The following is an 11,515-nucleotide window of genomic DNA, read 5'->3' as shown; positions in this document are numbered from 1 at the left end:
CTGCACAACATTTTTTATTTCATAACTATATACATATTTGTTATTCCCATAAATAATCACCCGTTAATAGCACAACGCGTTATAAATTAAATATTATCTTGTCCCGGCCCCGCCGGAGAACAAGCCGCGTAAATATTTGTTAAATTACTATCTGCTTTAACGGCGGCGTGGTAAAGATGGACAGATTCGGTTAATTTTGAACCCCGGCTTTTATTATTAACTTTGATGACTATGCGATTGAAATTCATTGTGCCTGCCTTGTTGGTGAGTTCCGCCGTGGCTGCCCTGGCTTTCGGGACCTATAAAAAGCATGCCGCGCCTCCGGGAAAAGATGAGGCCATTGTGGCGTTGATAGGACAGGTATTGAAACAGGGGCATTACGATCCGAAAGATATTGACGACAAGTTTTCCCAGACCGTCTTCAACAAATACATCGACCAGCTGGACGGGGAAAAGAAATTCTTTCTGCAGCCCGATATCAGCTATCTCCGGAAATACGAGCATCTGATCGATAACGAGATCAACGGGGAGGGCCGGCTGGGCTTTATCCGGGAAACCGATTCCATTTTTGATCTGCGTTTCCGCCAGGCGAGGTCTATTTACCCGGTGGTGCTGGAAAAACCGTTTGATTTTACAAAAAAAGACAGCATACAGCTCGACCGCGACAAGACCGGATTCCCGGCTTCTGCGGCGGAGGCCCGTACCCGGTGGGAGAAGATGATGAAATACCGGACGCTGGACAAGCTGGTGGAGCTGCAGGAAATGAAGGCCAAGGCCAAGACCGGCGATACCCTGAAAACGGAGACGCCCCAGCAGCTGGAAGCTGATGCCCGCCAAAAGGTAAAACGGATTTACGACCTGTACTTCGACCGTATGCATTCCCACCTGACCGAAGACGACCGCTTCAGCATGTTTGTGAATGTGATCACCACCAGCATGGACCCCCATACGGACTATATGGCGCCTGCGGAAAAGCGGTACTTCGACGAGCAGATGTCCGGAACCTTTTTTGGGGTGGGCGCTGTGCTGCGCCAGGATGAGGATAAGGTAAAGGTGGAAAGCATCGTCACCGGCGGCCCGGCCTGGAAAGAGGGCGAGCTCAAGGCGGGGGATGTGATCCTCAAGGTAGGCCAGGCCGAGAAGGAACCCGAGGACCTTACCGGATATACCACCCAGGATGCAGTAAAGCTGATCCGCGGTGAAAAGGGAACCGTTGTGAAACTGACGGTAAAGCAGGTGGACGGATCCGTAAAAACCATTGCGATCACCCGCGGCGAGGTCAAGCAGGACGATACCTTTGCCCGCTCCTATACCATCGGCGGCAAGCACAAGATCGGGTTTATCGTATTGCCCGAATTTTACTTCAGCAGCACGGGCCGTACCGGCCCCGGCAGCAGCGCCTATGACGTGGCCAAGGAGATCAAGAAGCTGAAGGCCGAAAAAGTGGAAGGCATCGTGCTGGACCTGCGGTTCAACGGAGGCGGCTCCCTCGGGGACGCTATCGATATCGCCGGCCTGTTCATCCCGCAGGGGCCGATCGTGCAGGTACGCTCGCGGAACGGGAATGTAGACGTGCTGAAAGACCGCGATCCCGCTGTGGCTTATGACGGTCCGCTGGCCATCATGGTCAACGAATACAGCGCCTCCGCTTCCGAGATATTGGCCGCCGCCATGCAGGACTACAAGCGGGCCGTGATCATCGGCAGTCCCAGCACCTACGGGAAGGGAACCGTGCAGCGTATGTTCGATCTGAACGATTTCCTCTCGTCCGCCGACCGGGAAAAGCTGGGCGATCTGGGCGCCATCAAGCTGACCATCCAGAAATTCTACCGGGTGAACGGCGGTTCCACGCAGCGAAAAGGGGTGACGCCGGATATTATCCTGAAAGATCCTTATTATGATATAGCGGAAAAAACCGATTCGGCCGCCCTACCCTGGGATGAGATATCAAAAGCCGCGTATGTACCCTGGAAGGATACTTTCAATACCGAAGTGCTCAGGAAGGGCAGCGCTTACCGCGTAGCCCACAATCCGGCCTTTCAGCTGATCGGTCAAAATCTGGCAGCCCTGAAGAAGATCGATGATAACAAAGTGATGTCGCTGAACATGCAGCAGTTCAAGGCCGAACAGAAGGCGGACGACAGCGAGCTGAAGCAGCTGGATAAGGTGAAGGACGTGGTAACCCCGCTTTCCATTGCCAACCTGCCGGTAGACCTGTCCTATATCAGGAGCGATTCGGTAAAGGTAGGGCGCAACCGCGATCTGCTGAAGCTGTATGAAAAAGATCCTTACCTGATGGAGACCCTCCATGTCATGGATGATATGATTGATAAACCAACGTTGCAAAACGCCGGGAAGCTTTCCAAAAACTAAGCAGACCAGAAACTGAGCCGACCGTGCGATATCCCAAAGACCCTGGCAGGAAGATGCCGGCTGAGCCGGCCCGTCCTGCCGGGGTTTTTTATAGCGGTAAAGGGTGAAGGGTAAAGGGCGAAAGGCATTTTTGCCTGCCCAAGCTGGTTATAAAAACAAAAGCGAATGAAAGTATTGATTACCGGTACAAACGGCTTGCTGGGGCAGCACCTGGTAAAGCAGTTCCGGCAGATGCCGGATTGCAGCGTGGTGGCTACCGCCCGGGGCGAGAACCGTTTGCGGGACCGCGAAGGATATGTATACGCGCCGATGGATATTGCCGATCCTGCACAGATATCGGAGGTGATGCGGCGGGAAGCCCCCGACAGCATCATCCATTCCGCGGCGATGACGCAGGTAGACGATTGCGAAACGCAACGGGAACGCTGCTGGCAGAGCAATGTGCAGGCTACGCGATACCTGGTGGAGGCAGCCCGGGAGCTGGGCGCTTATTTCCAGCTGGTTTCCACCGATTTTATCTTTGACGGTGAGCAGGGGCCTTACCCGGAAGACGCCCTGCCGAATCCGGTAAATTATTACGGGTTGAGCAAGCTGGCTGCGGAACAGCTGCTGCCCTGCAGCGGGCTGGAATGGTCTGTCATACGGACGATCCTGGTGTACGGCGTAGCGGAGGACCCCGCCCGTTCCAATATCGTGCTTTGGGTAAAAAAGAGTCTCGAAAGCGGGCGGAAGATAAAGGTGGTTACTGACCAGTGGCGCATGCCCACGCTGGTGGACGATCTGGCGGCGGGCTGTATCCTGGCGGCGGAGCGCCGCGCTACCGGCGTTTTTCATATTTCAGGGAGCGAGCTGCTCACGCCTTATGATATGGCGCTGCAGGTAGCGGATTATTTCGGGCTGGATAAGGGACTGATCGAAAAAGCTGATGGAAGCACCTTTACACAGCCGGCACGGCGGCCGGCCCGTACGGGCTTTGTGCTGGATAAAAGCCGGCAGCAGCTGGGGTATCAGCCGCATACTTTTAAGGAAGGATTAACGGTAATGGAAGAAGGCGCCGGGAAATAGCCGCGTTAATCGGCCCGCCTGCCGCTGCCCCGCCGCAGCCAGCCCACCACCAGGGCGAACAGGGCCGACCCGATCACTGCCCAGATAATGGGAAAGGGCTTCCCTTCGATGTTGACCTCGAGGATGGCCGGTAATCCGAGTTTGTCCGCTACCCACTGCCCGATAAGGGCGCCCACGAAACCCACAACGATAGAGACCAGGCAGCCTCCCAGGGAGTAGCCTGCGAGACTTTGTCCCACGGCGCCGCAAATGGCGGCGATCAGCAGGAGCAGCAGAAATCCGGTAAGTGTCATAACATACGCAGTTGGACAAAACAAATATATCGTAAAATGCGCATATTCCCGCTGCTTTCCCTTTTTTTAAAAGTCGCTTTTCAACAACCGATTTTAAAAACCCGGCAGGCGTAAGCGTGCCTGCCGGGTGTAACAAAGGATGGAGCAGCAAGACGTTATTGCCGGCTTCCCAGCATCAGGAAATCGTTGACGACGATTTCGGTGAACTGCCGTTTTACCCCTTCGCGATCCACATACTGGCGGTGGGTCAGCTTTCCTTCGATGGCCACTTCGCTGCCCTTGTGCAGGAAACGTTCCGCGATCTCCGCGCTTTTTCCCCAGGCTACGAGGTGATGCCAGGAGGTTTCGGTGACGCGGTTGCCTTCCGCATCGCGGCGGCTTTCGTTGGTGGCCAGGGAGAAACGGGCCATCTTTTTGCCGTTTCCAAGTTCCCGGATATCGGGGTTCATGCCGAGGTTGCCGATGAGGCGCACACTGTTTCTTACGTGGTTCATGATACAAAATTTAAGGATGAAATAACAAACACTCCGACTGCCGGGCAGTACTGTAGTTGATCAACGAACCAAAGATAGGGTGGGGGAAAAGCGATAGCCGGTTTTTAAACGTTTGTATTCGGATATAAATGGTTATAAGCGTTTACAAACGTTTAAACACGGTTATTAGAATTGATTGTCAGTATTTTGGGAAAATATTGACGGTGGCTTCCTTATTGTACTTGTTCCGGTATTCGAGGGGCGACATACCGGTAATTTTTCGGAAAACTTCACGAAAAGCCTTTACATCCGAATATCCGACATCGTACATTACCTCATTGATATTTTTGCGCGTGGTCTCAAATGCTTTCTTGGCGGCCTCGATCTTTACCCTTTGTGCATACTCAACAGGCGTATTGCCGGTGGCTTTGATAAACCTTCTGTCAAAGTGCCGTCTTCCGACGGCAAACCGCGAAGACAGATGTTCGATGGATATTTTTTCCTGGAGGTTCTTTTCGATATAGGACTGGGCCTCTTTTATGATTTCGTCCTCGTGCAGCTTTTGTCCCTTGAATATGATAAACCCCGACTGGCTTTGCCGATCCATTTCAATCTGAAATACTTTGGAGCAGAAAATAGCCGTTTCCCGGTCATAATATTTTTCTACCAGGTAGATCATCAGGTTCAGGAAAGAATAGGCGCCGCCGTTGGTATAAATGCCGTTTTCATCGGTGATCAGCCTGTCTCTTTGCAGCTTCACCTCCGGGAACATCGTTCGGAACGTATCTGCGGCCGCCCAATGCGTGGAGCAGGGCTTTCCGTCCAGCAGCCCCGAGGAGGCCAGCAAAAACGCCCCGGTACAGATGCTGGCTATTTCCGCTCCGTTTTTATATTGTTTTTCGATCCACTCAATCAACGGCTTGTTTCCTTTTACCGTCTTCTGATAATTATGGTTCAGCGAAGGAATGATGATCAGATCGGTCCGGGTTATAGCCGCAACACGCGTCTGCGGCTTTACGCTGAACAGGCCGTCATAGAATTCCACCTCATCCGAAATGCCCGCCAGTTCGATCTTGAACACCTCCTTCCGGCCGGTTTCCTTCCGGTACTGATTGGCCCTGGTGAATATTTTATAAGGCCCTACTATGCTGCTCAGGTTGTTGCCCTCTCCCTCGGGAACGATTATGGTAAGACGTTTCATCTGTGGGTAGTTGTTTTTTATTATCCGTCTCAGGCAGGATGATCATGACCGGTTTCACGGATAGTCTTTTTACAAAGATAGCTTTTATATGTCCATATTAACCCGCTATGAAGTCTATTTTGCACCCTTCCCAAATGAAATATGGACCATAGCTTTGCATTATGGTATTCAGGAAGACCCCAAAGACCTTAGTTCCGGGCGGATAAAAATGGACAGCTTCCTGAAAAACAAATTACCGGATAGAGAATCATTAAGGTTAAATTACAAAATGATGAAAGCCATGAAAAATAATGATTTCACCGCTGCCGTTCAGGTAGACCAAGCCCCCGAAAAAGTATTCAACGCCATCAACAACGTTCGGGGTTGGTGGTCGGAAAACATTGAAGGGAAAACTGATGAGCTTAACGGCGAATTCACGCATCGCGACCGGTATCTCAATGTGACCTTTAAGATCACGCAACTGACGCCGCAAAAGATCGTCTGGGATATTGTAGAAAGCCATTGTAATATGTTTTTAGAAAACATACACGAATGGGAAGGCACCAGGATTGTTTTTGAAATAACCCGGAAGGCCGGCAAAACCGAAATCAAGTTCACGCACCAGGGATTGTCGCCGGAATTTGAATGTTACAAGGTTTGCTCAAAGGCCTGGAGCTTTTTTATAACGACCAGCCTGAAGGATCTTATCGAGACCGGAAAAGGAGATCCTATCTCAAATGAATATGCCTCTTTTACCACTGCTGTTATGGTTGATAAGTCTCCTGAAGAAGTATTTGCCGCTGTCAAGAACGTTCGCGGCTGGTGGCTGAATAATATCGAAGGCAGCACGGATAAGCTCAATGACGAATTCAAATTTTACGTAGATAAAAGGCTTCAGTTTCACTTTAAAATAATTGAACTGGTTCCTTACAAAAGGATAGTATGGATAGTCCTGGATCAAAGCTTCGGGAATACCGAAGAGCAGGAATGGAAGGGCACTACGGTGCTTTTTGAAATCTCAGCGACCGGGGGGCAAACGCGGCTCCGGTTCACACACCAGGGTCTTGTTCCGTCGCTCGAGTGCTACGAAGTTTGCCACTATGCCTGGACTCAATATATCCAGGTCAGTCTGTTCGATTTCATCAAAAAAGGCGAAGGTCAGCCTAATAAATGGTAAATCCGGATCTTTCCGTTGATCTGACCGTTTTATAAATAAAAGATAAAAATGACATCTATGAACAATCACAAAACAGGAACCCGCGAGGAATGGCTCGCAGCCCGGCTGAAACTGCTGGAAGCCGAAAAAGAGCTCACCCGTCGCAGCGACGAGCTGGCCCGGCAGCGGCAGGCCCTCCCCTGGGTAAAGGTCGACAAGGATTACAGTTTCGATACTGACAAAGGCAAATCATCCCTTGCAGGCCTCTTCAGGGGCCGCTCGCAGCTGCTTGTCTATCACTTTATGTTCGGCCCGGACTTCAGGGCAGGCTGTCCTTCCTGCTCGATGATCGCGGATGGCTTCAATGGGTTTGCAGTGCACCTTGCCCATCATGACGTGATGCTCTGGGCGGTTTCGCGGGCACCTCTGGAAAAATTACAGGCGTACAAACAGCGTATGGGATGGACGTTCCCCTGGGCTTCCGCCGAAGGCGGATGCTTCAATTACGACTTCTGCGCATCCTATACCGAGGAGCAACAGCGTGCAGGCATCGAATACAATTTCAGCCGCGAGCCCAAGCTGCAGTGGCGGGAAGGCCAGGAAGGCGGGGATGGAGCAGAAGCCAGATTTGCCGCCATGTGCGAGGTCAATGTTCCCGCCTATCACCGTGAAAGGCCGGGCATGAGCGCATTTGTGCTGGAGGATGATGTTGTGTATCATACTTATTCCACCTATGCGCGGGGCGTGGACAGCCTCTGGGGTATATATCCCTGGCTGGACCGGGCCCCGAAAGGACGTAATGAGAGCAGCGGCGTCTGGTGGCGCCGTCATGACGAATACGGTGAATGATCATAGCCGGTTTTTATACGGCTGTAATCAGATCCCCACTTTCTTCCGGATGTCTTCCGGTACGCCCTTCTTATTGACCAGGAAAGAGGTGGTCTTGTACGCTACAAAGGCTTTTGTTACATACAGATAGCCCTGGTGATCGTTGTCGGTACCCCAGGAGTTTTTTACGATATAGTATTCCTTGCCGTTCTGGTCTTTGGCAATACCGGTGATCTGCATCCCGTGATCGTCCGTGGTATTGTAATTGTCAAAGGCTTCCTGCCGCAGCTCGGGAGTAATGTTCATTTCGGGCTGCGGACCGTTGAACAGCCCCGCTTTTTCCTGGGATGTCATAGCAGCAAGATCGCGTTCAGGTACATAAGCCACCCCGTTCTTCCAGCTGAAATAAGGCTCGCTGACATCCGTGCCCCAGGCGATGGTATAACCCTGCTTCAGGGCATGATCAATTATCTTGGTAATATCGTCCATCGGAATGTTCCAGTCCTGCTGGAAAGCCCAGTTGTCCGGCACCATCATCATGGCCTTCTGCCAGTAAGGAGAGGTGGTTACGGAGATAAATTCCACGTAGTTGTCCGGGTTCAGGCCAACCACTTCTTTTGCAAAGCTATCCGGCGTATAGTCCTTTCCATTATAAGTGAATTTTTCGGGGACTGCTCCCAGGTAGCTATCCAGCACGGCGGTAAATGCTTTTTTCCATGCCGGCGTCAGCGTGCCGTTCTTATTTTTGACAACGGCATCCAGCATTCCTTTTAATATTTCCTGCATTTCGCCAAAATTATTGTGCTTTGTGCCATAGTGGAGACCGGTATATACCGACTCCGGCATGGTACCGTATTTGGCATACATATTGACCACATCGTGCGGCTCGCCGCCGTCGCCCCAGTTCAGGGAGCCATGCATCCGCACATAGTTTTCCGCCTTATCGATATAAGAGCATCGCGCTGTATAGATCTTGGAAAGCGGTACCGGCTGTTTGCCGGCCTTGATCATCTCTGATTCCAGAAAGGAGTTGGTGGAATAGCTCCAGCAGGTGCCGGAGGCGCCCTGGTTTTCCACGGGAGTCGTTTCTGCATTTACCACGGTGGTAAAATGAAAGCCGCTGCTGGCCTGCTCGCTTTTGTTATTGATCACTTTGTTGACCAGATCCACCTGCGCGTAGCTCAGGCCCCAGGTCAAAAGCAAGGCAAGCGTTAAAACTGTTTTGTTATACATAAGCCATCAGATTTGGAAGTGGCTAAGTTAGAATTATTTTTACTTTTACGGTCACCGGCACATGCAGTAGAAAGGATGTTTGGCTTATCCGATGATTATCAGTATGAAAAATATGCACTTCTCCGTTAATTATTATCACCGGCAGGGACTTGATATCTGGGAGCTGGCAGATGCGGAAAGTGGCTGCCGCGTACAGCTGCTGCCCCGTTACGGGTGTCTGTGGCACGCCTGGTATATTCCCCGGCCCGGAGCGGAACGGCTGAATCTCATCGAGCAGTATGCAGACCGGCAAAGCCTGGAAGCGGAGCTGGGCCAAAGCTTCCGGGGGGCGCGGCTGAGTCCTTTTGCCTGTCGTATACCGGAGGGAAAATATACAGCAGATGGGCATTCTTATGCTTTTTCTGCTACCGGCAAGGACGGCAGCGCGCTGCATGGTCTGCTGTACGACAAGCCCTTCCGGGTGCAGCATACCCGTGTCTCTGCCGCAGGGGCCGAAGTAGCGCTTGCATACCCTTACCGCCATGAGGATCCGGGTTATCCCTTCGACTATGACTGTACCGTCATCTACCGGCTGGAGCCCGGCTGCCGCCTCTCGCTCAGCACCGTTGTTCATAACCGGTCGGAGGTGCCCATACCCCTGATGGACGGATGGCATCCTTACTTCCGGACAGGCACGCCGGTAGACCGAATGATGCTACAGTTTCGTGCCGATCACCTGCTGGAATTCGATGCGCGGCTTGTCCCCACCGGTCGTTTACTACCCAACAAACGGTTCGGAGCGCCGGAGACGCTAAGTGGTGTGGAGCTGGACAACTCTTTTATAACAACGCCTGCAGAAGGACCGGTAGCGCAGCTGTATGATCCCGAAAAACGGATCCGTATCCTTTTCAGCCCGGGGGATACTTACCCTGTGCTGCAGATCTATATACCGCCGGAACGGCGAAGCATCGCTATCGAGCACCTGAGCGGCCCCCCCGATGCATTCAACAACCACCTGTATCTGCAGCGACCGGAACCGGACGAGACGGTAACCTTCACCGCAGTGTACACTGCTTTGCAGGAATGATCTTTCGTATATCCGGTCTTGTTAGTGGTACCGATCCGGATACGGACCGGTGGCATTGCCGTTACAGGCCCGGCAGACCCTGTAGGCCCGGCGGCAGCGAACCCTCTTTTCGGGGCATTTTATTCAGCTATCCGCGACGCAGCGGAATCCGAGGTTGGAGGTGGAGCTGTCCGGCGTATTTGAGGAACGCGCCGCTACCCGGTACCGGTTGCAGTAGGAGTGGTGGCATAGAAAAGAGCCGCCCCGCATGACCCGGGTCTGTCCTTGTGCCGGTCCTTGCGGATTCTCCCGCGGACCGCGGATATGAAAATCCGTATCAAACCAGTCGCCGCACCATTCCCATACATTCCCTGCCATATTATAAAGACCGTAACCGTTCGGGGCAAAGCTGCGGGCGGGAGCCGTACCCAGGAAGCCATCGTCGAGACTGTTATGATCGGGGAAAGTGCCCTGCCAGATGTTGCATTGGTGTATTCCATCCGGTGTCAGCTCGTCGCCCCAGGGATATTTTTTCTGTATCAGACCTCCCCGGGCGGCATATTCCCATTCCGCCTCTGTAGGCAGCCGCCGGCCCGCCCAGCTGCAATAAGCCATGGCATCGTTCCAGGACACATGCACCACGGGATGATCCATCCGGTCTTTGATATGGGTGCCCGGTCCTTCCGGCCGGTCCCAGGTGGCTCCGGGGATAGCGCACCACCAGGGCGTTTCTACCGCCACCTGCGGTCCTTCGTCGAGGGCTTCTGCAGATAACAGCCCGTAAAAGACGAAAGACCAGCCGTATCGCTCGGCATCTGTTTTATAGCCGGTGGCTTTGATAAAGCCGGCAAACTGAAGATTGGTGACCACAGTAGCGCCTATATGAAAAGCATCCAGCCAGACCTCGCGTACCGGCCCTTCTCCGTCGGCGGGAAATCCCTCGCCGTCATCCGTGCCCATCAGGAACGATCCTCCCGGCAGCGCTACTATATCGTCTGTGGATGGCTGTTCCGCCTGCGACGGGACGGGGAGGGCCTGCGGCGGCATTTTTCCCTGCCGGGAAGCGGTGCAGCACGAAGGCTTTTGCTGGTTTTCTGTAGCGGACATCAAAAATCAATTATAGGTATTACGGAAATGACGTCTTGGTCTTTCATCGGCTTGGGTTGAAATCATTTCAGGCATTGATCAGAAATTCCTGCAGCGATCTTCTCAGCCGTATCAGCGCCCGGGAAATCTGGGTTTCGATCGTCTTTACGGAAATATCGAGCTGGGCGGCTATTTCCGCATATTTGAGGCCGTCGAAGCGGCTCATCTTAAAGATCTGCCTGCACGAAGCAGGCAGCTCTTCAATGGCTGCGGTGATCTTATCGTTCAGCTCTTTATAAGCGAGGCTGTCCATAACGGGGTCCGACAGGTATTCGTCCCGGAGCAGGCTCTCGCGTATCCTGGAAATATAATTGTTGCGGATCTTGATATGTGAGAGATGATTGCTGCAGTGGTTAAAGGTGCTGCGGAAAAGATAGGACTTGAGCGAAGTGTCGATGTTGATCGTTTCGCGTTTTTCCCAGAGCTTCATAAAAATGCCCTGTACGATTTCTTCCGCTGCTTCGGGTTCCTGCACGAACCGTATGGCAAATCCGCATAAGCCTACATAATACCTTCTGAAGATGAGCTCATAGGCGTATATGTTTCCTTCCTGTAAAAGACGCGTCAGCTCTTCCTCACTCTGATGGGTTAGCGGTGTCATAAGTTGGCGGAGATAGTTCTGCCTGTTAAAATTAAAAATAGATTTCTGATTAAAAAATATTCCGGAATAAAAAAGATATTTGTCGGGGTAACGTTCTTTTGAACTGTCTTATTATGATAAAG

At 52.3% G+C, this 11,515-nt stretch carries 11 protein-coding genes; 5 read left to right on the top strand and 6 right to left on the bottom strand.

All coding sequences use genetic code 11. The features are described from left to right. Nucleotides 1–231: 231 nt before the first annotated feature. Complete coding sequence (locus tag ABD851_RS14390; protein ID WP_344980493.1) at nucleotides 232–2,373, top strand: carboxy terminal-processing peptidase; 2,142 nt, start codon at nucleotides 232–234, stop codon at nucleotides 2,371–2,373. 165 nt (nucleotides 2,374–2,538) lie between these two features. Next, nucleotides 2,539–3,438, top strand: coding sequence for an SDR family oxidoreductase (locus ABD851_RS14385; RefSeq protein ID WP_344980491.1), 900 nt, complete (start codon nucleotides 2,539–2,541; stop codon nucleotides 3,436–3,438). Between the two features lie 5 nt (nucleotides 3,439–3,443). Here ABD851_RS14385 and ABD851_RS14380 read toward each other — a convergent pair whose 3' ends face one another. The 3 genes from ABD851_RS14380 to ABD851_RS14370 all read right to left on the bottom strand — a co-directional run bounded on the left by ABD851_RS14380 (nucleotide 3,444) and on the right by ABD851_RS14370 (nucleotide 5,405). Further along, nucleotides 3,444–3,731 carry a GlsB/YeaQ/YmgE family stress response membrane protein gene (locus ABD851_RS14380; RefSeq protein WP_344980488.1) on the bottom strand — a complete coding sequence of 96 codons (288 nt, stop codon included), beginning with the start codon at nucleotides 3,729–3,731 and terminating at the stop codon, nucleotides 3,444–3,446. A 155-nt stretch (nucleotides 3,732–3,886) separates the two neighbouring features. Beyond that, complete coding sequence (locus ABD851_RS14375; protein WP_344980487.1) at nucleotides 3,887–4,225, bottom strand: single-stranded DNA-binding protein; 339 nt, start codon at nucleotides 4,223–4,225, stop codon at nucleotides 3,887–3,889. Nucleotides 4,226–4,403: 178 nt separating this feature from the next. Then, nucleotides 4,404–5,405, bottom strand: a complete 1,002-nt coding sequence (locus ABD851_RS14370) for a GlxA family transcriptional regulator (RefSeq protein ID WP_344980485.1) — start codon at nucleotides 5,403–5,405, stop codon at nucleotides 4,404–4,406. 280 nt (nucleotides 5,406–5,685) lie between these two features. On the opposite strand from ABD851_RS14370, the gene ABD851_RS14365 reads away from it, so the two are divergent. After that, the gene (locus ABD851_RS14365) at nucleotides 5,686–6,561 is read left to right on the top strand and encodes an SRPBCC family protein (RefSeq protein WP_344980483.1); all 876 of its coding nucleotides are present in this window, start codon (nucleotides 5,686–5,688) and stop codon (nucleotides 6,559–6,561) included. A 57-nt stretch (nucleotides 6,562–6,618) separates the two neighbouring features. Next, nucleotides 6,619–7,389 (top strand): DUF899 domain-containing protein, encoded by a 771-nt coding sequence (locus ABD851_RS14360; RefSeq protein ID WP_344980481.1) that lies wholly within the window; start codon nucleotides 6,619–6,621, stop codon nucleotides 7,387–7,389. A gap of 27 nt (nucleotides 7,390–7,416) precedes the next feature. On the opposite strand, the gene ABD851_RS14355 is transcribed toward ABD851_RS14360, so the two are convergent. After that, complete coding sequence (locus ABD851_RS14355; protein WP_344980479.1) at nucleotides 7,417–8,601, bottom strand: C1 family peptidase; 1,185 nt, start codon at nucleotides 8,599–8,601, stop codon at nucleotides 7,417–7,419. 112 nt (nucleotides 8,602–8,713) lie between these two features. On the opposite strand from ABD851_RS14355, the gene ABD851_RS14350 reads away from it, so the two are divergent. Beyond that, nucleotides 8,714–9,667, top strand: a complete 954-nt coding sequence (locus ABD851_RS14350) for an aldose 1-epimerase (RefSeq protein ID WP_344980477.1) — start codon at nucleotides 8,714–8,716, stop codon at nucleotides 9,665–9,667. 123 nt (nucleotides 9,668–9,790) lie between these two features. Here the strand turns inward: ABD851_RS14350 and ABD851_RS14345 are convergent, their stop codons facing one another. Both ABD851_RS14345 and ABD851_RS14340 read right to left on the bottom strand, forming a co-directional pair. After that, the gene (locus ABD851_RS14345) at nucleotides 9,791–10,753 is read right to left on the bottom strand and encodes a formylglycine-generating enzyme family protein (protein WP_344980474.1); all 963 of its coding nucleotides are present in this window, start codon (nucleotides 10,751–10,753) and stop codon (nucleotides 9,791–9,793) included. A 67-nt stretch (nucleotides 10,754–10,820) separates the two neighbouring features. Beyond that, a complete protein-coding gene (locus tag ABD851_RS14340) occupies nucleotides 10,821–11,393 on the bottom strand; it encodes an RNA polymerase sigma-70 factor (RefSeq protein WP_344980472.1) in 573 nt (190 codons plus the stop codon). Nucleotides 11,394–11,515 lie beyond the last annotated feature (122 nt).

Origin of the sequence: Compostibacter hankyongensis (genome assembly GCF_039541075.1) — a bacterium.
Lineage (GTDB): Bacteria > Bacteroidota > Bacteroidia > Chitinophagales > Chitinophagaceae > Compostibacter > Compostibacter hankyongensis.
This window is presented reverse-complemented; position numbering and strand designations above follow the sequence as displayed.

What these genes read in the sequence shown, in the direction of transcription:
- ABD851_RS14390 (WP_344980493.1), top strand. Translation starts at nt 232, where the DNA reads ATGCGATTGAAATTCATTGTGCCTGCCTTGTTGGTGAGTTCCGCCGTG.
- ABD851_RS14385 (WP_344980491.1), top strand. Translation starts at nt 2,539, where the DNA reads ATGAAAGTATTGATTACCGGTACAAACGGCTTGCTGGGGCAGCACCTG.
- ABD851_RS14380 (WP_344980488.1), bottom strand. Translation starts at nt 3,731, where the DNA reads ATGACACTTACCGGATTTCTGCTGCTCCTGCTGATCGCCGCCATTTGC.
- ABD851_RS14375 (WP_344980487.1), bottom strand. Translation starts at nt 4,225, where the DNA reads ATGAACCACGTAAGAAACAGTGTGCGCCTCATCGGCAACCTCGGCATG.
- ABD851_RS14370 (WP_344980485.1), bottom strand. Translation starts at nt 5,405, where the DNA reads ATGAAACGTCTTACCATAATCGTTCCCGAGGGAGAGGGCAACAACCTG.
- ABD851_RS14365 (WP_344980483.1), top strand. Translation starts at nt 5,686, where the DNA reads ATGAAAAATAATGATTTCACCGCTGCCGTTCAGGTAGACCAAGCCCCC.
- ABD851_RS14360 (WP_344980481.1), top strand. Translation starts at nt 6,619, where the DNA reads ATGAACAATCACAAAACAGGAACCCGCGAGGAATGGCTCGCAGCCCGG.
- ABD851_RS14355 (WP_344980479.1), bottom strand. Translation starts at nt 8,601, where the DNA reads ATGTATAACAAAACAGTTTTAACGCTTGCCTTGCTTTTGACCTGGGGC.
- ABD851_RS14350 (WP_344980477.1), top strand. Translation starts at nt 8,714, where the DNA reads ATGCACTTCTCCGTTAATTATTATCACCGGCAGGGACTTGATATCTGG.
- ABD851_RS14345 (WP_344980474.1), bottom strand. Translation starts at nt 10,753, where the DNA reads ATGTCCGCTACAGAAAACCAGCAAAAGCCTTCGTGCTGCACCGCTTCC.
- ABD851_RS14340 (WP_344980472.1), bottom strand. Translation starts at nt 11,393, where the DNA reads ATGACACCGCTAACCCATCAGAGTGAGGAAGAGCTGACGCGTCTTTTA.